At 63.3% G+C, this 23,189-nt stretch carries 18 protein-coding genes and 1 tRNA gene; 10 read left to right on the plus strand and 9 right to left on the minus strand.

The genetic code is table 11. The features are described from left to right. Positions 1 to 2: 2 nt before the first annotated feature. Both hmgA and fahA read left to right on the plus strand, forming a co-directional pair. A complete protein-coding gene (hmgA, locus tag K3F49_RS30825; RefSeq protein WP_234684660.1) occupies positions 3 to 1,349 on the plus strand; it encodes a homogentisate 1,2-dioxygenase in 1,347 nt (448 codons plus the stop codon). A gap of 161 nt (positions 1,350 to 1,510) precedes the next feature. Next, positions 1,511 to 2,782, plus strand: coding sequence for a fumarylacetoacetase (fahA, locus tag K3F49_RS30830; protein WP_234684661.1), 1,272 nt, complete (start codon positions 1,511 to 1,513; stop codon positions 2,780 to 2,782). Between the two features lie 121 nt (positions 2,783 to 2,903). Here fahA and K3F49_RS30835 read toward each other — a convergent pair whose 3' ends face one another. Further along, entirely contained in the window at positions 2,904 to 3,215 is a 312-nt protein-coding gene (locus tag K3F49_RS30835) for a DUF1272 domain-containing protein (RefSeq protein ID WP_234684662.1), read from the minus strand. Between the two features lie 74 nt (positions 3,216 to 3,289). After that, positions 3,290 to 3,769, minus strand: coding sequence for an Lrp/AsnC family transcriptional regulator (locus K3F49_RS30840; RefSeq protein WP_234684663.1), 480 nt, complete (start codon positions 3,767 to 3,769; stop codon positions 3,290 to 3,292). Between the two features lie 120 nt (positions 3,770 to 3,889). On the opposite strand from K3F49_RS30840, the gene hppD reads away from it, so the two are divergent. Further along, on the plus strand, positions 3,890 to 5,008 hold the full coding sequence (gene hppD, locus K3F49_RS30845) for a 4-hydroxyphenylpyruvate dioxygenase (RefSeq protein WP_234684664.1): 1,119 nt from the start codon (positions 3,890 to 3,892) through the stop codon (positions 5,006 to 5,008). 172 nt (positions 5,009 to 5,180) lie between these two features. Here hppD and K3F49_RS30850 read toward each other — a convergent pair whose 3' ends face one another. The 5 genes from K3F49_RS30850 to K3F49_RS30870 all read right to left on the minus strand — a co-directional run bounded on the left by K3F49_RS30850 (position 5,181) and on the right by K3F49_RS30870 (position 11,622). Beyond that, complete coding sequence (locus K3F49_RS30850; RefSeq protein ID WP_234684665.1) at positions 5,181 to 6,500, minus strand: MFS transporter; 1,320 nt, start codon at positions 6,498 to 6,500, stop codon at positions 5,181 to 5,183. Between the two features lie 76 nt (positions 6,501 to 6,576). After that, positions 6,577 to 7,689: a CaiB/BaiF CoA transferase family protein gene (locus K3F49_RS30855; protein ID WP_234684666.1), complete on the minus strand. Its 1,113-nt coding sequence runs from the start codon at positions 7,687 to 7,689 to the stop codon at positions 6,577 to 6,579. 207 nt (positions 7,690 to 7,896) lie between these two features. After that, positions 7,897 to 8,697, minus strand: a complete 801-nt coding sequence (locus K3F49_RS30860; RefSeq protein ID WP_234684667.1) for an FAD binding domain-containing protein — start codon at positions 8,695 to 8,697, stop codon at positions 7,897 to 7,899. Positions 8,698 to 8,710: 13 nt separating this feature from the next. Beyond that, positions 8,711 to 11,053, minus strand: a complete 2,343-nt coding sequence (locus tag K3F49_RS30865; protein ID WP_234684668.1) for a xanthine dehydrogenase family protein molybdopterin-binding subunit — start codon at positions 11,051 to 11,053, stop codon at positions 8,711 to 8,713. 83 nt (positions 11,054 to 11,136) lie between these two features. Then, positions 11,137 to 11,622, minus strand: coding sequence for a (2Fe-2S)-binding protein (locus K3F49_RS30870; protein WP_234684669.1), 486 nt, complete (start codon positions 11,620 to 11,622; stop codon positions 11,137 to 11,139). Between the two features lie 239 nt (positions 11,623 to 11,861). Between K3F49_RS30870 and K3F49_RS30875 the strand changes: the two genes are divergently transcribed. Next, a complete protein-coding gene (locus K3F49_RS30875; RefSeq protein WP_234684670.1) occupies positions 11,862 to 13,901 on the plus strand; it encodes a methyl-accepting chemotaxis protein in 2,040 nt (679 codons plus the stop codon). A 199-nt stretch (positions 13,902 to 14,100) separates the two neighbouring features. Beyond that, on the plus strand, positions 14,101 to 16,134 hold the full coding sequence (locus tag K3F49_RS30880; protein ID WP_234684671.1) for a methyl-accepting chemotaxis protein: 2,034 nt from the start codon (positions 14,101 to 14,103) through the stop codon (positions 16,132 to 16,134). A 191-nt stretch (positions 16,135 to 16,325) separates the two neighbouring features. Here the strand turns inward: K3F49_RS30880 and K3F49_RS30885 are convergent, their stop codons facing one another. Beyond that, positions 16,326 to 16,697, minus strand: a complete 372-nt coding sequence (locus K3F49_RS30885; RefSeq protein ID WP_234684672.1) for a DUF3175 domain-containing protein — start codon at positions 16,695 to 16,697, stop codon at positions 16,326 to 16,328. Between the two features lie 129 nt (positions 16,698 to 16,826). On the opposite strand from K3F49_RS30885, the gene K3F49_RS30890 reads away from it, so the two are divergent. The 3 genes from K3F49_RS30890 (at position 16,827) to K3F49_RS30900 (ending at position 20,842) form a co-directional block, all read left to right on the plus strand. Next, positions 16,827 to 18,314, plus strand: coding sequence for an MFS transporter (locus tag K3F49_RS30890; RefSeq protein ID WP_234684673.1), 1,488 nt, complete (start codon positions 16,827 to 16,829; stop codon positions 18,312 to 18,314). A gap of 4 nt (positions 18,315 to 18,318) precedes the next feature. Further along, positions 18,319 to 19,140, plus strand: a complete 822-nt coding sequence (otsB, locus tag K3F49_RS30895) for a trehalose-phosphatase (RefSeq protein WP_234684674.1) — start codon at positions 18,319 to 18,321, stop codon at positions 19,138 to 19,140. 238 nt (positions 19,141 to 19,378) lie between these two features. Then, complete coding sequence (locus K3F49_RS30900) at positions 19,379 to 20,842, plus strand: trehalose-6-phosphate synthase (protein WP_234684675.1); 1,464 nt, start codon at positions 19,379 to 19,381, stop codon at positions 20,840 to 20,842. A gap of 33 nt (positions 20,843 to 20,875) precedes the next feature. On the opposite strand, the gene K3F49_RS30905 is transcribed toward K3F49_RS30900, so the two are convergent. After that, the gene (locus tag K3F49_RS30905) at positions 20,876 to 21,217 is read right to left on the minus strand and encodes a hypothetical protein (RefSeq protein ID WP_234684676.1); all 342 of its coding nucleotides are present in this window, start codon (positions 21,215 to 21,217) and stop codon (positions 20,876 to 20,878) included. Positions 21,218 to 21,413: 196 nt separating this feature from the next. Between K3F49_RS30905 and K3F49_RS30910 the strand changes: the two genes are divergently transcribed. Next, a tRNA-Ser gene (locus K3F49_RS30910) sits at positions 21,414 to 21,503 on the plus strand. A gap of 140 nt (positions 21,504 to 21,643) precedes the next feature. Then, positions 21,644 to 22,990, plus strand: coding sequence for a tyrosine-type recombinase/integrase (locus K3F49_RS30915; protein WP_234684677.1), 1,347 nt, complete (start codon positions 21,644 to 21,646; stop codon positions 22,988 to 22,990). Positions 22,991 to 23,189: the final 199 nt, after the last annotated feature.

A 23,189-nucleotide genomic window follows, 5' to 3' on the forward strand; every position in this document is an offset into this window, starting at 1 on the left:
TCATGAACATCAATACCTCGCCTGATCAGATCATCCGCAGTTCGGCGCAGGTGACGCCGGGCTATATGTCCGGTTTCGGCAACAGCTTTGAGACCGAGGCGCTGCCGGGCGCTCTGCCGATCGGGCGCAATTCGCCGCAGCGTTGCGCCTATGGCCTCTATGCCGAGCAGCTCTCGGGCTCGCCCTTCACCGCGCCGCGCGGTACCAACGAGCGCTCCTGGCTCTATCGCATCCGCCCCTCGGTGAAGCATTCCGGCCGCTTCGAGAAGGCCGATGGCGGCCTGTGGCGCTCGGCGCCGTGCCATGAATATGATTTGCCGATCGCGCAGCTGCGCTGGGACCCGGCACCGATCCCGAAGGAAGACATGACCTTCCTCCAGGGCGTGCAGACCATGACGACGGCGGGTGACGTCAATACGCAGGCCGGCATGGCCGCGCATGTCTACCTCATCACCAAGTCGATGGTGGACCAGCACTTCTACAATGCCGACGGCGAGCTGATGTTCGTGCTTCAGCAGGGCAACCTTTGCCTCGTCACCGAATTTGGCCGGATCGACGCCGAGCCCGGCGAGATCGTGGTGATCCCGCGCGGCGTCAAATTCCGCGTCGAGATTCCAAACGGTCCGGCGCGCGGCTATCTCTGCGAAAACTACGGCGGCGCCTTCACGCTGCCGGAGCGCGGGCCGATCGGCGCCAATTGTCTTGCGAACGCGCGGGACTTCCTGACGCCGGTCGCGTCCTACGAGGACAAGGACACGCCGACCGAGTTGTTCGTGAAATGGGGCGGGTCGCTGTTCAAGACCACCTTGCCCCATTCGCCGATCGACGTCGTTGCCTGGCACGGTAATTATGCGCCCTACAAATACGATCTGCGCACCTTCTCGCCGGTCGGCGCGATTGGCTTCGACCATCCCGATCCCTCGATCTTCACGGTGCTGACCTCGCCCTCGGAGACCGCGGGTACCGCCAATATCGACTTCGTGATCTTTCCCGAGCGCTGGCTGGTCGCCGACAACACCTTCCGCCCGCCCTGGTATCACATGAACATCATGAGCGAGTTCATGGGTCTGATCTACGGCGTCTACGACGCCAAGCCGCAAGGCTTTGTGCCCGGAGGCATCAGCCTGCACAATTGCATGCTGCCGCACGGCCCGGATCGCGACGCCTTCGAGCATGCCAGCAACGGCGAGCTGAAGCCGGTGAAGCTCACGGGTACCATGGCCTTCATGTTCGAGACCCGCTACCCGCAGCGCGTGACAGCGCATGCCGCAAACGCTTCGACGCTACAGGACGATTACGCGGATTGCTGGAAGGGACTCGAGAAGCGGTTCGATCCGAACCGGCCGTAGTTGCTTCGTCATTCCGGGATGCGCCGAAGGCGCAGGCCCGGAATCCATAACCATGATCGTGAGTATGGATTCTCAGATGCGCAATCGCGCATCTTAGCTCGCGCTCCGCGCGCCCCGGAATGACAGCGGAGAAGACTCAAAAGAAATCAGGCAGGAGACCAATGCCCCACCCCAACGACCCCAGCCTCCGCTCCTTCATCGAGGTCGATCCCGCCTCGGACTTCCCGATCCAGAACCTGCCCTACGGCGTGTTCTCGACCGCCGCCAATCCGACGCCGCGGGTCGGTGTCGCGATCGGGAATTACGTGCTCGATCTCTGGGAGCTCGAGCAGGATTCCCGGCTCGAGGTCGGTCCGCTCGGCGTATTCTCAGGGCCCTCGCTTAATCCCTTTATGGCGCTGGGACAGAAGGTCTGGACCAAGACGCGGGCGCGGATCAGCGAGCTCTTGCGCCACGATCATCCGGAGCTGCGCGACAACGAGGAACTGCGCAAGCAGGCGCTGGTGCCGATGCGCGAGGTCAAGCTGCATCTGCCGTTCGCGGTCTCCGGCTACACTGATTTCTATTCGTCGAAAGAGCACGCCACCAATGTTGGCGTCATGTTCCGCGGCAAGGACAATGCGTTGCAGCCGAACTGGCTGCACATGCCGATCGCCTATAACGGCCGCGCCTCCACTGTCGTGGTCTCCGGTACCAAGGTGAAGCGGCCACGCGGGCAGTTGAAGCCGCCGAATGTGGAGGTACCGAGCTTCGGCCCATGCAAGCGGCTCGATTTCGAGCTGGAGATGGGTGTGGTGATCGGCCAGCCCTCGCCGATGGGCGGCATGCTGAGCGAAAAACAGGCCGAGGAGATGATCTTCGGCTTCGTGCTGCTCAACGACTGGAGCGCACGCGACATCCAGCAATGGGAATATGTGCCGCTCGGGCCGTTCCTCGCGAAAGCGTTCGCGACCTCGATCAGCCCGTGGGTGGTGACGCGCGAGGCGCTGGAGCCGTTCCGCCTGAAAGGGCCGGCGCAGGAGCCGGTGCCGCTTGATTATCTCAGGCAGGCGAAGCCCCAAAATTACGATCTGGAGCTCGACGTCTCCTTGCGCGCGGCAGGCGCCAATGCGCCCGCCGGCATCAGCCGGACCAACTTCAAATACATGTACTGGTCGTCGGTGCAGCAGCTGATGCACCACGCCTCCTCTGGCTGCGCGATGAATGTCGGCGATCTCCTCGGCAGCGGCACCATCTCCGGGCCGGAGAAGAACCAGCGCGGCAGCCTGCTGGAGATCAGCTGGAACGGCACCGAGCCGACCGAGCTGCCCGGTGGCGCCAAGCGCTCGTTCCTGGAGGACGGCGACAGTCTCGTCATGCGCGGTTGGTGCCAGGGCAACGGCTATCGCGTGGGGTTCGGCGAGGTCGAGGGGACGATTCTGGCGGCGGAGTAGGCTTCGCCACTGCCACGATCCCCGTCATTGCGAGGAGCGAAGCGACGAAGCAATCCAGAGTCGCTCCGCGGAGGGACTCTGGATTGCTTCGCTGCGCTCGCAATGACGGTGTGGAGAGAGTCTACCGCCTCTCCGGCGCCACGTCGCGCACCCGCGCGCAATGCGCGGCGACGTCCTCCACGCTGTATTTCAGATGCACCCGCTTGTCGGATGGCGCTTGTTTGCTCGTGCACAGGCCCGGCCGCCATTCCTGTGTGGGCCGGATCGGGCGCGGGGCAAAGCCGCCGCCGCAGTTCGGGCAGACGTTGGAGAGTTTTGTCTCTACGCAATTTGCACAGAACGTGCATTCGTAGGAGCAGATCCGCGCATCAATTGCATCAGGCGGCAGATCGCGATCGCAATATTCGCAGTTCGGTCGAAGCTGGAGGGCCATGGTTGAATCTCCGAAAGCTGGCCGGGATCATCGCAGATCGCGCGCATAGCGCGAATGGCGTAGTTCCCTCGATTTCAGCCAGGCTTGATCTCCTTCAGCGGCAGCCGCGAGCTTTCTTTAAGCCGGTCGAGCACGATCGAGGAGCGCACATGCGCCACGCTCTGGTGCGGCATCAGCACGTCATTGACGAGGTTGGAGAGCCCCTTGAGATCACGCAGCACAGCCTTGAGCACGTAGTCGGCATCGCCCGTCAGCGAATAGGCCTCCTGGATCTCGTCGATCCGGTTCACCAGCGCGCGGAAGCGTTTCGAGTTGTCCGGCGAGTGGGTCGCGAGCCCCACCTGGATGAAGGCGATCACGCCGAAGCCGAGCGCCTCGCTGGAGAGGTCGGCGTGGTAGCCGGCGATCACCTTCTCCTCCTCCAGCCGCATCCGCCGGCGCGAACATTGCGAGGCCGAGAGGCCGGCGAGCTCGGCTAGCTCCTGGTTGGTGAGGCGGCCGTCATCCTGGAGCGCGCCCAGGATCCTGAGGTCGAAGGCATCCACGGAAATCATGCGTTTAATATCCATTTCATGCACAGATCGTGCATACGATAGCTAAATTTCGTCTCGTTTGCACGCTTCTTGCACGTCTTATGAAGGATAGTTCCTTCCAGCAGCAATTGGGAGAGCGCCATGGGTCCGTTTCCGCACGATGCACCGCCGGCCACGATCACAGCCGACAATCCGATGGGCACCGACGGCTTCGAGTTCGTCGAATATGCGCATCCCAATCCGCAGGAGCTGCATGACCTGTTCAAGCTGATGGGTTACGCGCCGGTCGCGCGCCACAAGACCAAGACAATCACGGTCTATCGCCAGGGCGACATCAACTATCTCGTCAACGAGGCGCCCGGCACCCACGGCTATGAGTTCGTTGCCGCGCACGGCCCCTGCGCGCCGTCGATGGCATTCCGCGTGGTCGATGCGAAGGCGGCCTATGACCGCGCGATCGCGCTTGGTGCGGAGCCAGCCGATGCGTCATCGGCGCAGAAGACGCTCGATGTGCCCGCGATCAAGGGCATCGGCGGCAGCCTGCTCTATTTCGTCGATCGCTACGGCGCCAAGGGCTCGGCCTATGATGCCGAGTTCGAATGGCTCGGTGCGCGCGATCCGAGCCCGCTCGGTGCCGGCCTGTTCTATCTCGATCACCTCACCCACAACGTCCATCGCGGCCGCATGGATGTCTGGACGGGTTTCTACGAAAAACTGTTCAACTTCCGCCAGATCCGCTTCTTCGACATCGAGGGCCGCGCCTCAGGCCTGTTCTCGCGCGCATTGACCAGCCCGGACGGCAAGATCCGGATTCCGATCAACGAGGACGCCGGCGATTCCGGCCAGATCGAGGAATATCTGACGATCTATCGCGGCGAGGGCATCCAGCACATCGCCTGCGGCTGCAGCGAGATCCACAGCACCATCGAGGGCCTGCGCGAGGCCGGCCTGCCCTTCATGCCGTCGCCGCCCGAGACCTATTTCGAGAGGATCGACGCGCGCCTGCCCAAGCATGGCGAGGACGTCAAGCGATTGCAGAAGAACGGTATCCTGATCGATGGCGAGGGCGTGGTCGACGGCGGCCAGACCAAGGTGCTGCTGCAGATCTTCTCGGCCAATGCGATCGGCCCGATCTTCTTCGAGTTCATCCAGCGCAAGGGCGACGACGGCTTCGGCGAAGGCAACTTCAAGGCCCTGTTCGAGTCGATCGAGGAAGATCAGATCCGGCGCGGGGTGTTGAAGGTGGATAATGCGGCGTAGGTCGGAGCCCTCGCGCACAGTGCCGTAGGGTTGGCAGAGCGACTTGTCCGCCGTAGCTCGAAGAGCGAAGGCGGAAGCGTGCCCACGACTTATTCTATGATCACAGCGAGATGGTGGGCACGGCGCTTTGCGCCTTTGCCCACCCTACGAGAGCGGTGCGTATTCGCTCGCCCTAGCTCGACGAGCCCGCCACTGCCGCATTCGGTGCTGCACCCTCCCGCCTTCGCTCAAGACCTTCCGGCACCCGCATTGCCATCGTCGCGATCAGGCTGACGATGCCCATGGCGACGACGTACCAGACCCATGACAGCTTGTCGCCGGTCGAACCGATGATCCAGGTGAACACCAGCTGTGCCGTGCCGCCAAAGATGGTCACGCCGAGCGCGTAGGCGATCGACAGTCCGGAGGTGCGGACAATCGCGGGGAAGATCAGCGGGATGAGGATGATGCCGGCGCCGCCGGACATCGCATGGAATGCCATCAGCGTAGCGACGGTGACCACGTACACGGCCGGCGAGCCCGACGACACCACCAGAAGCAACGCGGGATAGAACAGCAACGTCACGATGATGCGGGGGACCACGGCGATGGCTTTCAGGCTGTATCTGTCCGCGAGTGCGCCGCCGAGCAGGGCGAAGATCGTGCCGCTCACGAAGGTAGCGAAGTTGGCCGTCATCGCCCAGCTCTGGCTGTAATGCAGCGTGTTGATGGCGTAGGTCGCGGTATAGAGGAAGAAGTATTGGCCGATGGTCGCGCCGGAGATCAGCAAGATGCACAGCACGATCTTGCCCCAGTGATTGGCCAGGATGTCGGAGAGTACGCCGCCGACGCTGGCATGGGCTTCTTCGGCATCCAGCGTCTCATCGAGATTCTTGCGGATGAAGTAGCCGACCGGCGCGATCAGAATCCCGAGCAGGAAGGGAATGCGCCAGCCCCAGCTGTCATTGGCGCCGGGTGTGATCAGGAAAGCGAGGCCAAGGCCGACGAGCGCAGAGAACAGGCTGCCCAGGTTCTGGCTGGCGAGCTGCCAGCTTCCGAAGAAACCTTTGCGGTGCGCAGGCGCGCTCTCGAGCAGATAGGTCGTTGCCGGTCCCATCTCGCCGCCGGTCGAGAAACCTTGCAGCAACCGCGCGAAGACCAGCAGGATCGGTGCCAGCAACCCGATCTGGTCGTAGGTCGGCAACAGGCCGATCATGCCGGTGCCCAGCGCCATCAGCCAGATGGTCAGCGTCATCGCCGGCTTGCGGCCGTAGCGATCAGCGTAGGCACCGATCAGAATACCGCCGAGCGGCCGCGCCACGAAGCCGACGCCGAAGGTCGCAACCGTCAGCAACAGGCTCGTATTCGGATTGTCCGCCGGGAAGAACGCCTTGGCGAGAAAGACGGCGAAGGCCGCGTAGACGGTGAAGTCGTAGAATTCGAGCGCGTTGCCGAGAATGGCTGCGCCGACGCGCATGGTTTGAGAGGGCCGCGGGCGGTCAGTCTGGTTCACGGGTAGGCACCTTGTGTCACTGGCGTGAACGCGAAGTGACGCAAAAAGGTGCCGGCTTGCAACCCTCAGCGTCGCCTTAGCGGCCCGCTTTCCACGCAGCCGTCAGCGCGGAAATCTCCACGCCTTCCGGCTCGCGAACCGCCGACGGCGTACGCGAGAAGCGCGGCGCGGGCGCGGGCTGTTTCACGCCGTGGCGCTCGATGAAGACGTCGCGGGCGACCATGTGCGGGTGCTCGGTCGCTTCCGACATGGTCAGCACCGGCGCAAAGCAGATGTCGCTGCCTTCCATGATCCTGCACCAGTCCTCGCGCGTCTTGCTCTTGAACACGGCCTTGAGCTTCTCCTTCAGCGCGGGCCAGGCCTTGGGGTCCATCTGCGCATCGAAATCGGCGTCGGTGAGGCCGGCGTGCTCGCGCAGCAGGGCATAGAATTGCGGCTCGATCGAACCGATCGAAACGAAATGGCCGCAGGCGCATTCATAGACACCATAGAAGTGAGCGCCGCCATCGAGGAAGTTCCGGTTGCGCCCTTCGGTCCAGCGGCCGAGCGTCTTCATGTCGAAGAAGAACGACATCAGCGATGCCGCGCCGTCGCACATCGCTGCGTCGACCACCTGGCCCTTGCCGGACTTCTGAGCTTCGAGGAGTGCGGCTAATACTCCGACGACGAGATAGAGCGCACCGCCGCCGAAGTCGCCGACCAGGTTGAGCGGCGGCACCGGCGCTTCCTTGGTGCCGATCGCGGCGAGTGCGCCGGTGATGGAGATGTAGTTGATGTCATGGCCGGCGGCATTCGCCAGCGGGCCTTCCTGGCCCCATCCGGTCATGCGGCCGTAGACGAGTTTTGGGTTGCGTGCGAGCACGACATCGGGGCCGAGGCCGAGCCGTTCCATCACGCCGGGGCGAAAACCTTCGACCAGCGCGTCGGCGCTGGCGAGCAGGTCGAGCACCTGCGCGATGGCCGTCTCGTCCTTGAGATCGAGCTCGATCACCTTGCGGCCGCGGCCCGCCACCGACTTCATGCTCTTCTTCGCGCCGACGCGGTCGAGCGTGACGACATCGGCGCCCATGTCGGCAAGCATCATGCAGGCGAATGGGCCGGGGCCGATGCCGGCGAATTCGACGATTCGGAAGCCCGCGAGCGGGCCGGAGGTGCGGGCGGATGTGGTCTGGGCGGGTTTATCGAGCACGTGTTGTTTCCTCGGGTCGCGGGCGGATGCCGATTGTTCGGCAGGCGCGTCGGACGTTCCTCTCTGGGGCGAGTTAATTGGCTGATTAACTTTTCTCGCCTTCACGCCAGCGAGGCAAGCGCTTTTCATGCATGGGCGCATAATAAAAAGCGGCGCGCATTGCTGCGCGCCGCGGAAGATTTGTGTTGAGGCGCTGGAGCGCGATCGTCAACCTGCGGCGGCCACCGCGCGCTGCGCCATCACCTTGATCAAGTTCGCGCGGTACTCCGCAGTGCCGTGGATGTCGGCCAGCAGATTGCTAGCCGAAACGCTGACGCCATCGATTGCGGAAGGCGACCAATTGGCCTTCAGCGCGGCCTCGATTGCGCCAACGCGCATCACGCCGCTCTGCGATGCGCCGGTCGCGGCGACGCGGACCTCGCCCGACTTCGTCTGCGCGACGAAGACGGCGGTGAGCGCGAAGCGCGAAGCCGGATGCCGCATCTTGGCATAGCCCGCCTTCTGCGGAACCGGGAACGACACGGCGGTGATGATCTCGCCGTCTTCAAGCGCGGTGGTGAACAGGCCCTTGAAGAAATCTTCCGCCGAGATCGACCGTTTGTTGGTTTTCACGGTGGCGCCGAGCGCGAGCAGCGCGGCCGGATAGTCTGCGGCGGGATCGTTGTTGGCAATCGAGCCGCCTATGGTGCCGCGATAGCGCACGGCGGGGTCGCCGATCAGCGACGCCAGGTAAGCGAGCGCGGGGATCGCCTTCTTGGCGGCATCGCTGGTCGCGACGTCGTAATGCGGCGTGGCGGCCTTGATGGTCAGCGTGTCGCCGGAGGCCTCGACGCCGATCAGCTCCTTGATCTTGCCGAGGTCGATGACATCCGAGGGGCTGGCGAGGCGCTGCTTCATCACCGGCAGCAGCGTCTGGCCGCCGGCAAGAAATTTCGCCTCAGTGCCCTTGGCGAACAGGCTGGCTGCCTCGTCGACCGAAGAGGCGCGATGATAGGTGGTCTGGTACATCTTGTTGCTCCTCTCAGGCCGCGTGGATCGTGCGCCACACTCGATCCGGGGTTGCGGGCATTTCCAGGTTGTTCTTGCCGATCGCATCCGTGATCGCGTTGATCACGGCCGCAGAGGCGCCGATCGCGCCGGCCTCACCGCAACCCTTGATGCCGAGCGGATTGCCCGGGCACAGCGTCGTGGTGTGGGAGAGGTTGAACGAGGGCAGATCGTCGGCGCGCGGCATGGAGTAATCCATGAACGAGGCCGTGACCGGCTGGCCGTTGGCGTCGTAGATCGCGTGCTCGAGCAGCGCCTGCCCGATGCCCTGGGCAAGGCCGCCATGGACCTGGCCTTCGACAATCATCGGGTTGATCAGTCGGCCGAAATCGTCGGCTGCGACGAAGTTGACGAAGGAGGTCTTGCCCGTGCCGGGATCGACCTCGAGCTCGCAGATGTACGCACCGGCCGGGAAGGTGAAGTTGGTAGGGTCGTAGAAGGCGCTTTCCTTTAGGCCCGGCTCCATCCCGTCAGGCAGATTGTGCGCGGTGTAGGCCGCAAGGGCGACCATCGGGAACGCGATCGCCTTGTCGGTCCCGGCCACCTTGAACTCGCCGTTCTCGATGACGATGTCGCCTTCGGACGCTTCGAGCGCATGCGCGGCGATCTTCTTGGCCTTGGATTCCATCTTCTCCATGGCCTTCAGGATCGCGGTGAGACCGACGGCCGCCGAGCGCGAGCCATAGGTGCCCATGCCGAACTGCACCTTGTCGGTGTCGCCGTGGACGATCGAGACCTGGCTGATGGGAACGCCGAGACGTTCCGCGACGAGCTGGCAGAACGTCGTCTCGTGACCCTGACCGTGGCTGTGCGAGCCGGTGAGGATCTCGATGGTGCCGACCGGGTTGACGCGCACCTCCGCCGATTCCCACAGACCGACGCCGGCGCCCAGGCTGCCGACGGCCTTCGACGGCGCGATGCCGCAGGCCTCAATGTAGCAGGACACGCCAATACCGCGCAGCTTGCCTTGCGACTTCGCTTGCGCCTTGCGGGCGGCGAAGCCGGCATAGTCGATCGCCTTCATCGCGGCGTCGAGCGAGGCGTTAAAGTCGCCGGTGTCATAGGCCATGATCACGGGCGTCTGGTGCGGGAACTGGGTGATGAAGTTGGTTCGGCGCAGCTGGGCCGGATCGACCTTCAGCTGCCGCGCCGCCGTCTCCATCAGACGTTCGATCAGATAGCTTGCCTCGGGGCGGCCCGCGCCGCGATAGGCATCGACCGGCGTGGTGTTGGTGTAGACGCCCACCACCTCGGCATGAATCGCCGGGATGTTGTACTGGCCCGACAGCAGCGTCGCGTAGAGATAGGTCGGCACCGACGACGAGAACAGCGACATGTAGGCGCCGAAATTCGCGTAGGTCTTCACCTTCAGTCCGGTGATCTTGTTGTTGGCGTCGAACGCCATCTCGGCATGGGTGACGTGGTCTCGGCCATGCGCGTCGGTGAGGAAGGCTTCGGTGCGGTCGCCGGTCCATTTCACGGGACGGCCGACCTTCTTCGAGGCCCACAGCGCCACCATCTCCTCCGGGTAGATGAAGATTTTGGAGCCAAAACCGCCGCCGACGTCGGGGGCGATCACGCGCAGCTTGTGCTCCGGGGCGATGTTGTAGAACGCCGACAGCACGAGGCGGGCGACGTGCGGGTTCTGCGAGGTCGTATAGAGAGTAAAGTGCTCTTCCGCCGCGTCGTAATCGGCGATCGCCGCGCGCGGCTCCATCGCGTTCGGGGCGAGGCGGTTGTTGGTGACGTCGAGCTTGACGACATTGGCGGCCTTGGCGAAGGCGGCATCGGTCGCACCCTCGTCGCCGATCACCCAGTCATAGACCTGGTTGCCGGGAGCCTCGGGGTGAAGCTGCGGTGCGCCCGCCTTGATGGCCGACTGCATGTCGGCGACCGCCGGCAGCTCTTCATAGTCCACGACCACGGATTCGGCTGCGTCGCGCGCGAGATTCTTGCTGTCGGCGATCACGACCGCGACGGCCTGGCCGACGAAGCGCACGGTCTCCGGCGCCATCGCCGGCCATGCGCCCATTTTCATCGGGGTGCCGTCCTTGGAGGTGATGGCCCAACCGCAGATGAGGTTGCCGACCTTGTCGTCGACCAGCTCTTGTCCGGTAAGCACCGCGACAACGCCCGGCATCTTCAGCGCGGCGGAAGAGTCGATCTTCTTCACCTTGGCGTGCGCGTGCGGGCTGCGGATGAAATGGGCATGGGTCATGCCCAGCAATTTGATGTCGTCAACGTACCGGCCCTTGCCGGTAATGAAACGCTTGTCTTCCTTGCGCACGACGCGCGCGCCGATGCCTTCAACACCCATGTCTGGTCCTCCCGACCGGAATTGTTTCGACTGCGCTTTCCTTCGAAAGCCGCAGCGGTGGTTCTTTTTCGAGGCGAGCCGCTTTACTCGGCCGCCTGCGAGACCTTCATGCGTCCGGCTGCATCGAGCACGGCTTTGACGATGTTGTGGTAGCCGGTGCAGCGGCAGATGTTGCCTTCGAGCTCTTGCCGGACGGTGGGTTCGTCGAGCTGGCCACCATGGCGGTGCACGATGTCGATCGCCGACATGATCATGCCCGGCGTGCAATAGCCGCACTGCAGGCCGTGATTGTCGCGGAACGCGGCCTGCATCGGGTGCAGCTCGTCGCCCTTGGCGATGCCTTCGATGGTGGTGACGTTGGCGCCGTCGGCCTGGCCGGCCAGCATGGTGCAGGATTTCACCGCCTTGCCGTCCAAGTGCACGACGCAGGCGCCGCACTGGCTGGTGTCGCAGCCGACATGGGTCCCGGTGAGGTTGAGATGGTCGCGCAAAAGATGGACCAGCAGCGTGCGGTCCTCGACGTCGACGGCAACGGCCTTGCCGTTCACCGTCAGTTTGACTGTAGACACGGAACATACCTCCCGGGATTGATTTTGATTGTTTCTAATTAGAGACCGCGGCCCCCGGCCTTGGCAACTAAGATTTTGGTTGTCCCGGTCCGTCCGGTCGGCCTTTGGCCGATAGGGCCCCGGGCTAGCGCCAATGTGACGAATTTACCGCCCCTTATTCATTCTGCCCTAGTTTTGCGCATCCGGGTCCGGGGGCGGGGCGCCTCCGGACGACGGCTGAAGAGAAAATGGGGGTTGGAATGTCCGGGCGTACCGTGTCGCCGTCGAAGCGCAGCATATTTCCGGCCCTCCGGTTTCGCGCCAAGATCATCCTCGGCTTTGCCGCCGTGCTGGCGATCTCCGCCGGCAGCATGGCCTTCGCCTATTTCGGCTTCGAGCGGGTCTCTTCCGGCGTCGGATCTTATCGCAGCAGCGTCTCGGAGGCCGATCTCGCCCGCAACATCGACCGCGAGCTGCTCGGCTACCGCTCGGCCGTCAAATATTTCGTCGTCACCGGCAAGGAAGACGACGCCAAGGCGGCGCTCGACGCCGAAGCCAGCCTGAAGACTGCCATCGACCAAGCCGTCAAGAGCGCCAAGGCGCCGGCGCGGCAGGACAGTCTCGACAAGCTCGCCAAGGAGTTTGCGAATTTCTCCGCGACTTTCGCCAAGGTCCTTCAGGCCAAGCGCGACAGCACGCTGCTGGTGCAGAACCAGCTCTCGCGCCAAGCCAATCTGCTGAAGTACAAGCTCGATGACATCGGCAACAACGCCTCCGATTCCGAGGCGCAGTCGATCGAGTTCGGCACCAAGCAGGTCAACGCCCAGTTCCAGACCGCAAGCGCGGCGGCGACCAATTTCGTGCTAACGTCCGACCAGGCGATCGCGACCAGTGCGCTGGCCCGGCTGAAATTCGTCGAGAACTCGCTCGGCGCGGTCTATTCCATGGACGACAAGATCGTTGCCGGCCTGAAGGACGCCAAGACCATCCTGGTCGCCTATCGGGAGGCGCTTGAGAAGCTGATCGCCAACGCCAAGATGGTCGACGAGCTCGTTACCGAGATGAGCGGCTCGGCGGGCGCTATCCTTCGTGGCGCCACTGCCATGAAGGCCGACCTGGTGGCCGAGCAGCAGCGGCTGGATTCGGAATCGGAAGCGACCATCGGCAAGACCGAGCACCTGGTGCTGATGCTCGCCGTCGGCGGCACGCTGCTCGGCGCCGTCCTGGCCTTCCTGCTCGGCACCGGTATCTCGCGGCCGATGATCGCGATGTGCAAGGCGATGCGCGAGCTGGCCTCGGGCAATTTCGACGTCGTGCTGCCGGGCCTCGGCCGCAAGGACGAGATCGGCGAGATGGCCGGCGCGGTCGAGGAGTTCAAGGTTCAGGCGGTGGCCAAGGCCGAGCGCGATGCCGCCGCCAGCGAAGCCCAGAACAGGGAGCAGGCGGCAAGCCGCCGCGGCGAGCTGATCCGCTTTGCCGATGATTTCGAGAGCGCCGTCGGCGCCATCGTGTCCAACGTCTCGGCCTCGGCCGTGCAGCTCGAATCGTCGGCCTCCACGTTGACCCGTACCGCCGAGACCACGCAGACCCTGTCGAGCCAGGTCGCCGGTGTCTCTGAGCAGGCCTCGAGCAACATGCAGTCGGTCGCGACCGCGACCGAGGAATTGTCAGCGTCGGTCGAAGAGATCGGCCGCCAGGTCCGCGATTCAAGCCGGATTGCCGAAGCCGCCGTGGTGCAGGCCAAGGAGACCGACGGTCGCATCGGAAAACTGTCGCATGCCGCCCAGCAGATCGGCGAGGTCGTCAAGCTCATTACGGCGATCGCCGAGCAGACCAATCTTCTGGCGCTCAACGCCACCATCGAGGCGGCGCGCGCTGGCGAGGCCGGCCGCGGCTTCGCCGTGGTCGCGAGCGAAGTGAAGTCGCTGGCAAGCCAGACTGCCAAGGCCACGGACGAGATTTCCTCGCACATCACGGGCATGCAGGGCGCGACCGCCGAATCGGTTGCCGCGATCAAGGAGATCGGCGCCACCATCGGCCAGATTTCGTCGATCTCGACCTCGATTGCGAGCGCCGTCGAGCAGCAGGGCGCCGCGACCCAGGAGATCGCCCGCAGCGTCCAGACCGTCGCTCAGGGCACCCAGACCGCTGCGACCGACATCGGCGAGGTCAACCGCGGTGCCGCCGAGACCGGTTCGGCTTCGGAGGAAGTGCTGAACTCAGCGAAGACGCTGTCGAGCGAAAGCACCCGGCTGCGCGCCGAGCTCGATCGTTTCATGGCGAACATCCGCGCGGCGTAACAGCGCTGCTGTCGCGTCACTCTCCCCTGTTGTCCCGGCATAGGCCGAGACGATAGGGAGGCTCGCGTCACCTAACCGCAAGTTGCGACGCGGCAAATTTACCGCAGCTTATCCTTTGCCATTTACCGTGCATTTGAGTCGGGGGGCGGGCTGCTTCCCGGCTGCGCCTGGTTTTCCGCGAATGGAATGGGGTGGGGGAATGTCTGTGACGTCGAAGCCGAGCTCATCGAAGCTCTTTACCTTGCGTTTTCGTGCAAAAATCATCCTCGGCTTCGTGGCGGTGCTGGCCATCCTCGCCGTCAGCATGGCATTTGCTTATTTCGGCTTCGAGCGAATCGCGGGCGCCGTCGCGTCCTACCGGACCAGCGTGGCGGAAGCCGACCTGGCGCGGACCATCGATCGCGAATTGGTCAGCTATCAGGGGTTGACCCGGGCCTACACTCTGACCGGCGCCGCGGACGACGAAACCGCGGCGAAAGCGGCCGAAGAGAATCTGAAGGCAGCGATCGCCAAGTCGATGTCGGCCACAACAGGCGCAGCGCGTCGCGAGGAGGTCGGCAAGCTCGAGGCCGAGTTCCAGCGCTTCGCAAAGGTGTTCGGCGAGATCATCACGCTGACGCGTGACAACAACAAGATCGCGACCGACGAGTTGAACAGCGTCGGCAACAAGATCCGCTTCAAGTTCGACGACCTCGCCGATACTGCGGCCCTTGCCGGGCTCGCATCGGTCCAGACCACGGCCAAGGACATCACCTCGCAATATCTCGCGGTCTCCACCTCGGTGAGCGCCTTCGTCGCCAAGCCCGAGCCGAAGACCGCCGACGGCGTGGTCGCCCGCATCAAGTTTCTGGAGACGCTGCTGGTCTCGATCTACGCCAACGAGCAGAAGATCACGGACCGCGTCACCGAGATCGGTGGTCTGCTGAAGCAGTACCGAACGTCGTTTGCGAAGCTTTCCGACAACGTGAAGATCATCGTCAAGTCGAACGGCGAGATGACCAAGACGGCCGCGTCCATCCTCAAGCTCTCGGGCGAGTTGCGGTCGGACCTGTCGGCCGATCAGCAGCGGATCGAAGCGAGCGCCAATCTGACGATCGGGGAAACCGAGCGGCTGATGCTGATGCTGGCGCTGGGTGGCCTTGCTATCGGTGCCGTGCTGGCCCTGATGCTCGGCAATGGCATCTCGCGGCCGATGATCGCGATGTGCAAGGCGATGCGCGAGCTGGCCTCGGGCAATTTCGACGTCGTGCTGCCGGGCCTCGGCCGCAAGGACGAGATCGGCGAGATGGCCGGCGCGGTCGAGGAGTTCAAGGTTCAGGCGGTGGCCAAGGCCGAGCGCGATGCCGCCGCCAGCGAAGCCCAGAACAGGGAGCAGGCGGCAAGCCGCCGCGGCGAGCTGATCCGCTTTGCCGATGATTTCGAGAGCGCCGTCGGCGCCATCGTGTCCAACGTCTCGGCCTCGGCCGTGCAGCTCGAATCGTCGGCCTCCACGTTGACCCGTACCGCCGAGACCACGCAGACCCTGTCGAGCCAGGTCGCCGGTGTCTCTGAGCAGGCCTCGAGCAACATGCAGTCGGTCGCGACCGCGACCGAGGAATTGTCAGCGTCGGTCGAAGAGATCGGCCGCCAGGTCCGCGATTCAAGCCGGATTGCCGAAGCCGCCGTGGTGCAGGCCAAGGAGACCGACGGTCGCATCGGAAAACTGTCGCATGCCGCCCAGCAGATCGGCGAGGTCGTCAAGCTCATTACGGCGATCGCCGAGCAGACCAATCTTCTGGCGCTCAACGCCACCATCGAGGCGGCGCGCGCTGGCGAGGCCGGCCGCGGCTTCGCCGTGGTCGCGAGCGAAGTGAAGTCGCTGGCAAGCCAGACTGCCAAGGCCACGGACGAGATTTCCTCGCACATCACGGGCATGCAGGGCGCGACCGCCGAATCGGTTGCCGCGATCAAGGAGATCGGCGCCACCATCGGCCAGATTTCGTCGATCTCGACCTCGATTGCGAGCGCCGTCGAGCAGCAGGGCGCCGCGACCCAGGAGATCGCCCGCAGCGTCCAGACCGTCGCTCAGGGCACCCAGACCGCCGCGACCGACATCGGCGAGGTCAACCGCGGTGCCGCCGAGACCGGTTCGGCTTCGGAGGAAGTGCTGAACTCAGCGAAGACGCTGTCGAGCGAAAGCACCCGGCTGCGCGCCGAGCTCGATCGTTTCATGGCGAACATCCGCGCGGCGTAACAGCTCAGACCGCGCTGCTTACTCCGATGTCGTCCTGGCGAAAGCCGGGACCTACTACCCCAGGGAGAAGTTGCGGCGCGAGCTGATAACTCCGAATCTTCGCCAAACCTCTCTCCGGGGTTATGGATCCTGGATCTGCGCTCCGCTTCGCTGCGCTGGTCCGGGACGACAGCGGGGCAAGGACTGCGGTCTCACTCCCTCCCAAACGCCCGCTTCAGCTCGACCTTCGCTTTCTCAAGCCGCTCGCGCTGTGTCTTCGGCAACGTTTTCCCGGCGCGATTGATATAGAACGTCAGCATCGACAGCGCCGAGCGATAAGCGCCGGTCTTGCGACGGGCGCTGTGCTCGGCGGAGTGCTTCAGTGAGGCCGCGATTCGCTTCGGGCTCGTGAGCGTGAATACGCCGCGCTTGAGATCGAGGGCGTCGCTTTCCTTTGTCACGCGCTGTGACCAGCGTTTTGGGGCGGCGCGCTTGGTGCTCTTGCGCGGGGTCGAGCGCCTTGCGCTGGTCTTCTTGCGAGCTGCGGCTTTTCGCGAATGTGTCGTCTTTCTGGCATGAGCCATGCGTCAACTCCTTGCGGCTCCAGCGGAAACGGCCGGTATTCGGCGAGGTTCCTAAGGGAACCTGCCCTTGTCGCAGACGTTGTCGCAGGTGGCAGGCGGAATGCCGCACCCCCATGACCCAGCAACGCGATGGAATTGCAGCAGAGCCCAGCGCTGAATGATGGACCTGTAGTCTCGACGGCGGCTGTCACCGATCGCATCGTCGAGACCAGCATTCCCGCGCGGCTCGATGCGCTGCCCTGGAGCGGCTTTCACACCCGCGTGGTGTTGGCGCTTGGGATCACCTGGATACTCGATGGGCTTGAGGTGACGTTGGCCGGCGCGCTCTCGGGCGCTCTGAAGCAGAGCCCGACACTGCACTTCTCCAACCTCGATCTTGGTGTCGCCAACTCGGCTTACCTCGCCGGCGCCGTGCTCGGCGCGCTCGGCTTCGGCTGGCTGACCGATCGTATCGGCCGCAAAAAACTGTTCTTCATTACGCTCGCACTCTACCTCTCCGCGACGGCCGCGACCGCGCTGTCGTGGAATATCGCAAGCTACGCGCTGTTCCGCTTCCTGACCGGCGCCGGCATCGGCGGCGAATACACGGCGATCAACTCGACCATTCAGGAACTGGTGCCGGCACGTTACCGCGGCTGGACTGATCTGATCATCAACGGCAGTTTCTGGATCGGCGCGGCGATGGGCGCGGTCGCCGCCATCGTGCTGCTTGACCCCGCGCTGTTCAGCCCCGATCTCGGCTGGCGTCTTGCCTATCTCATCGGCGCCAGCGTCGGTCTCGTCGTGCTCTTGATGCGGATGTGGATCCCGGAAAGCCCCCGCTGGCTGATGATCCACGGCCGTCCGGACCAGGCGCACGCGATCGTCGACGACATCGAGCGTTCGGTGATCGGGCATGATCAAGACGCGAGCCATGGACGCTTCGTCAAGATGCGGCTGAGGATGCGCGATCACACCCCGATCCGCGAAGTCGTGCAGACGCTGTTCGTTACCTATCGCCAGCGTGCGCTGGTCGGCCTGGTGCTCATGGCCGCGCAAGCCTTCTTCTACAACGCGATCTTCTTCACCTTCGCTCTGGTGCTGACCGACTTCTACGGCATCAGCGCCGATCATGTCGGCTGGTACCTGCTGCCGTTCGCGGCCGGCAACTTCCTCGGTCCGCTGCTGCTCGGCCGCCTGTTCGACACGCTCGGCCGTCGCACCATGATCACGTTCACCTATGGTGTCTCCGGCCTGCTGCTGGCGTTGTCAGGCTATCTGTTCTCGATCGGCGCGCTGAGCGCGCAGGGGCAAACCATCGCCTGGATGGTGATCTTCTTCTTTGCCTCGCCTGCTGCGAGCGCCGCCTATCTCACTGTGAGCGAAACCTTCCCGCTCGAAGTCCGCGCGCTGGCGATTGCGGTGTTTTACGCTATCGGCACCGGCATCGGCGGGGTGGCCGGCCCCGCGCTGTTCGGCGCGCTGATCGATACGGGATCACGCAACAGCGTGTTCGCCGGTTATTTGCTGGGGGCTGTCCTGATGATCGCGGCTGCGATCGTGGCGTGGCGTTACGCCATTTCCGCGGAACGCAAATCGCTCGAAGAAATCGCGCGGCCGCTCGCTTCCATGGAGTAGACTTATGAAATCGGAACTCGCTGAACTGGATCAGAAGCACGCCATGCCCGACGAAGAAGCGCCCGACGCCGTTCCGGTGCCGCATGCACTTGTGCCGCATCTCGGCGAGACCGCGATCCTGCTCGACATCGACGGTACGCTGCTCGACCTGATGCCGACGCCGCGCGAGGTGTGGGTACCGCCCGGCTTATCGGAGACACTCAACCGGCTGACCGAGCGGACCTCGGGCGCGCTGGCCATGGTCAGCGGCCGTTCGCTCAACGACATCGACCTGATCTTCGCGCCCGACGTGTTTCGCGCCGTCGCCGGTCACGGCGCGGAAATGCGGCTGTCGGTAGACAATGAAGCCGACGACGTGCACGCGCCGCCGATGGAAAAGGAGCTGAAGCGGCGGCTGGCCGCGATCGCAAAACTCAGCCCCGGCATTCTGCTCGAGGACAAGGGCTATTCGCTGGCGCTGCATTACCGCCTCGCGCCGCATGCCGAGAAGGCGATCTATGAAGCGGTCTCGCTGATCCGGGCCGATCTGCCCAATGCGCCGATCGAGGTGCTGCCAGGCAAGTTCGTTTGCGAGATCAAGCATTCGGGTTTCACCAAGGCGACCGGCGTGCGCGAGCTGATGAAGCACGAGCCCTTCAAGGGACGCCGTCCGATCTTCATCGGCGACGACGTCACAGATGAAACCGTGTTCGCGATCATGCCGGACATGAACGGGCTCTCCTTCTCGGTCGGCCGCCGCGCCATCGGCGTCAACGGTCACTTCGATGCGCCGAACGATGTGCGTGCGTTCCTCGCGCGCCTGCTCGACGACACAAGGTTGGAATAAGGCATCGTCATCGCAGAGCCACATTGTTGCGTGCGCTGTTCCATCGCGCGCGTAACGCATGGCTGCGCGAATTTCGCGCCAAGACTCTCTTTCGCAAGCGAAATCGCCCGGGTTCCCTCCAAGGAAACTGGTTCCAACGCGCGTGCCTGACTTTGGTTTCATTTCGTAGAAATGATGACAGGAACCATATTGATGAACGGCAGTTAAACGGGGTGGAATGAACAGGAGGGGACGACCTGTGAACTTAGTCGTCGTTTCGAATCGAGTTGCGCGCGGTAAACCCAACGAGCCCATGACGGGCGGTCTCGCTGCGGCATTGCTTCCGGTCGTGGAGCATTCGGGTGCCATCTGGGTGGGTTCCTCCGGCCGCGTGCGTGACGGCCATCAGAAGGAACCTTTCGCCGAAATCGAGGCTCTGGGCTCCGGCGCTATAGCGACGCTGGATCTGCCGGCGGCGCATTACGGCGGCTATTATGAAGGTTTCGCCAATTCGGCGCTTTGGCCGGCGCTGCATTCGCGCAGCGATCTGATCCGCGTCTCGCGTGACGATTATGTCAGCTATCGCGAGGTCAACGCGTTCATGGCGCGCGCCTTGATGCGCTTCCGCAAGACGCAGACTGCGTTCTGGGTGCAGGATTATCATTTCCTCGCGCTCGGCGCGGAGCTGCGTGATCTCGGCGTCGACGATCCGATCGGCTTCTTCCTGCACACGCCGTGGCCGGTCGCTGCGGTGATGCAGGGCGTGCCCAATCATCGCGAGCTGATCACGGCGATGCTGGCTTATGACCTGCTCGGTTTCCAGACCGACGAGGATTGTCAGAATTTCCTCGGCTATGCCGGCGGCGAGCTCGGTCTCGTTGTCGAGGACGGCGTGGTGCTCTCGCAGCATGGACGGACGCGCTGCGAAGTGTTTCCGATCGGCATCGATGCCGAAAAGTTTGCAGCCTATGCCGCAAAGTCGGCCTCGCATCCCGACGTCTCGCGCCTGCGCCGCAGCCTCAATGGCGAACGGCTCGCGATCGGTGTCGACCGGCTCGATTATTCGAAGGGGCTTGTCAACCGCATCAGCGCGTTCGATCGGCTCTGGACCGATCAGCCGCAGTTTGCGCGCAGCATCTCGCTTCTGCAGATCGCCAACCCTTCACGTGGTGCGATCGAAGCGTATGGCAATCTCCAGAACGAGGTCGCGCGCCTCGTCACCGACGTCAACGGCCGTCATGGCGAGGTCGACTGGACGCCGATCCGCTATCTCAACAAGGGTTTTAGCCAGGCCGTGCTGGCAGGCCTCTATCGCACTGCGCAGGTCGGCGTAGTGACGCCGCTGCATGACGGCATGAACCTTGTCGCCAAGGAATATGTCGCCGCGCAAAACCCGGCCGATCCCGGCGTGCTCGTGTTGTCGAAGTTCGCCGGCGCCGCCAACGAGCTCGAGACTGCGCTGGTGGTCAATCCGCACGACATTGACGGGATGGCCCGGGCCATCGCGGTCGCCGCCGCGATGCCGCTCCCCGAGCGCAAGATGCGCTGGGACGCGATGATGAAGACGCTGCGCGGCCATACCATTCAGCAATGGTCGTCGGATTTCGTTGCCGAGTTGGAGAAGTGCCGCACCGAGAAAGTCGCGGCCGTCCCGCTCGCCGCGCAGCCGCCACAGGCTCTGCGCTGGCTGAAGTCGGCGATATCGGGCGTGCGGTTGATCTAACTCTCTTTCCGTGTCCACGGGGAGAGCTGAGCCTCAATAGCAATACGACACGCCGTCTAGAATCGCGCACTGCCGCTTGTTTGGTGCGTTCGGATCATCCATTGGCACCATGCCCTTGCCCTGGCCGACGAACACGCCGGGTCCGGCATGCACCGAGTTCTTGTTGCCGATGATCACGCTCTGGTGCGGGTTCGAACTGGAGCGGGTCCCGTCCGGCCAAAGGATGGCATCGCCCGAAAGCGCTCCGCGCCGCCCATCGTCGCACGTCACATCCACGCCCTGCCGGGTGCAGGCCTGTGCGTTGGCCGGCGCGGTAAAGGCGGCGCCGAGGGCTAAAATCAGGCTGAGCGCGGCAATGGTTTTGCAGATGGTCATGGCGTCCCCGGTCGTGTTTGGCGTTCTTGAGTGAATCGTCGCGCCAAACCCGCGACTGGTTCAGCCCGAGGCGGGTCCCGGACGGTCTCGTGACGTGGGATATTCTCCTGTAAATACAATATGTTACGGAAAATTCACCCGATTCCCCCGCGATCTCTTGCAAAATCACCGGCGCCCCTTCAAGAGAAGGCGCTCCGGAGAGATGGCCGAGTGGCTTAAGGCGCACGCTTGGAAAGCGTGTGTGCGGGAAACCGTACCGTGGGTTCGAATCCCACTCTCTCCGCCATTAGCCCTACATTTCAGGCGGCTTTTACGGGCTCAAAGGCCCGGCCCAGGTTGTGGCCCCCGTCAAAACGAAATCAGCCCATTTACTTCGGTTGATGGCCGCCGGGTCTACGACTTATCCAATGGCGTAGGAGATACGCCATGGCTGCAATCAACAAACTTAGCCCGACCGGCCTTCAGCGGGGGTACATGGACCTCATCATCAAAGGTGAGAAGAAAGAAGTCATATTCGAGCCCGGCAAGCGATACGCGGACGGCGGTAACCTCTGGCTCCAGCTCAAGTCGAAAAAGAGTGGCTCTTGGCTTTTTCAGTACAAGCGGCGGGGAGACAAATACGATCGGCAGATGGGCCTTGGAGCCTATCCGGCGGTGTCGCTGGCGGAAGCGCGGAGAAGGGCTGCTGCGGCTCGTGCGCAATTGTCAGGCGGCAAAGACCCGATGGAGTCAAAGCGTCAAGCGGCTAAGGAGCTGGCCGGCGAAGAGCACGCCGCCGAGATTGAAGCGTCGCCGACCAGCGAAAGAATTATAACCTTCCGGCAAGCGGCCGCAGATTTCATCAAGCGAAAAGAAGCCGGATGGCGAAATGCCAAGCATGCCGATCAATGGGCGAATACCCTCGCGACCTACGCCTACCCGGTAATTGGCGATCTCGCGGTGTCCGATATCGACACTGCGCATGTTGTCAAAATCTTGGAGCCCATGTGGACCAAGAAGCCGGAGACCGCTTCTAGGGTTCGTGGCCGCATCGAAAAGGTGCTTTCCGCAGCAAAGGTCTTCGGCCAGCGGAGTGGCGATAATCCGGCTGCTTGGAAAGGTCATCTGGAAGAAATCCTCGCCAAGCCAAGCAAAGTCCGCAAGCAGCGGCATCAGCCCTCGATGCCTTACGCAGAAGCGGCAGCCTTCGTTGACACGCTCGCCTCCAAAACGGGCATCACCTTCCGCGCTTTGGAGGTGCTGATTTTGACGGCGGCGCGGACCAATGAGATCATTGGCATGTCTGACTCTGAAGTTGACTTGGATCAGAAGCTTTGGACCATCCCCGGCGCACGGATGAAGAATGGCCAAGATCATGAAGTACCGCTTTGTGACCGCGCTATCGAAATATTGGCGGCTTTGCCGCGTGAGCGCGGCAACCCTTATCTATTCATTGGGCAGCAGTCCGGCCGGCATCTCTGCAATATGGCCATGCTGAAAGCCATGAAGGGTCTTGCGCCGTCCTATGTCCCGCATGGTTTCCGATCGACCTTTAACGTTTGGGCAAGCGAAAAGACCGATGCTGATCCCTTCGTGATCGAGGCCTCGCTCGCTCACACGATCCGCAATAAGACCATGGGTGCTTACAAGCGCACTACGATGTTGGAGAAGCGCCGGGCGCTGATGGATAAGTGGCAAGCATTCCTATACCGAGACACCCATGACAAAATCAATTCCCGAGCTGGACGAGGAGGACGCGGCGCTCTTCTGCCAGATACTCACGCTTTGGGATGAGCTTTCCGAAGACGGTCGCCGAGCGCTGAAGCCTCAACTAAAGTGCGGTAACGGCGTCCGCCCGACCGAGAAGGGGCGTTCAGAAGACCCGTACCATGTAGCTTGCCGAGGCGCGGCTTTAGCCGTCTTGAGGAAGAGGCGGATTTACCGCGATGACAACTCTGGCGAGTTGAAACCTAGCATCGGTGATTTCACAAAA

It is taken from the genome of Bradyrhizobium monzae, assembly GCF_021458635.1.
Lineage (GTDB): Bacteria > Pseudomonadota > Alphaproteobacteria > Rhizobiales > Xanthobacteraceae > Bradyrhizobium.

Bases quoted from the DNA above. Each gene is read 5' to 3' on its own strand.
- hmgA (WP_234684660.1), top strand. From the start codon at position 3: ATGAACATCAATACCTCGCCTGATCAGATCATCCGCAGTTCGGCGCAG.
- fahA (WP_234684661.1), top strand. From the start codon at position 1,511: ATGCCCCACCCCAACGACCCCAGCCTCCGCTCCTTCATCGAGGTCGAT.
- K3F49_RS30835 (WP_234684662.1), bottom strand. From the start codon at position 3,215: ATGGCCCTCCAGCTTCGACCGAACTGCGAATATTGCGATCGCGATCTG.
- K3F49_RS30840 (WP_234684663.1), bottom strand. From the start codon at position 3,769: ATGATTTCCGTGGATGCCTTCGACCTCAGGATCCTGGGCGCGCTCCAG.
- hppD (WP_234684664.1), top strand. From the start codon at position 3,890: ATGGGTCCGTTTCCGCACGATGCACCGCCGGCCACGATCACAGCCGAC.
- K3F49_RS30860 (WP_234684667.1), bottom strand. From the start codon at position 8,697: ATGTACCAGACCACCTATCATCGCGCCTCTTCGGTCGACGAGGCAGCC.
- K3F49_RS30865 (WP_234684668.1), bottom strand. From the start codon at position 11,053: ATGGGTGTTGAAGGCATCGGCGCGCGCGTCGTGCGCAAGGAAGACAAG.
- K3F49_RS30875 (WP_234684670.1), top strand. From the start codon at position 11,862: ATGTCCGGGCGTACCGTGTCGCCGTCGAAGCGCAGCATATTTCCGGCC.
- K3F49_RS30880 (WP_234684671.1), top strand. From the start codon at position 14,101: ATGTCTGTGACGTCGAAGCCGAGCTCATCGAAGCTCTTTACCTTGCGT.
- K3F49_RS30885 (WP_234684672.1), bottom strand. From the start codon at position 16,697: ATGGCTCATGCCAGAAAGACGACACATTCGCGAAAAGCCGCAGCTCGC.
- K3F49_RS30890 (WP_234684673.1), top strand. From the start codon at position 16,827: ATGGAATTGCAGCAGAGCCCAGCGCTGAATGATGGACCTGTAGTCTCG.
- otsB (WP_234684674.1), top strand. From the start codon at position 18,319: ATGAAATCGGAACTCGCTGAACTGGATCAGAAGCACGCCATGCCCGAC.
- K3F49_RS30905 (WP_234684676.1), bottom strand. From the start codon at position 21,217: ATGACCATCTGCAAAACCATTGCCGCGCTCAGCCTGATTTTAGCCCTC.
- K3F49_RS30915 (WP_234684677.1), top strand. From the start codon at position 21,644: ATGGCTGCAATCAACAAACTTAGCCCGACCGGCCTTCAGCGGGGGTAC.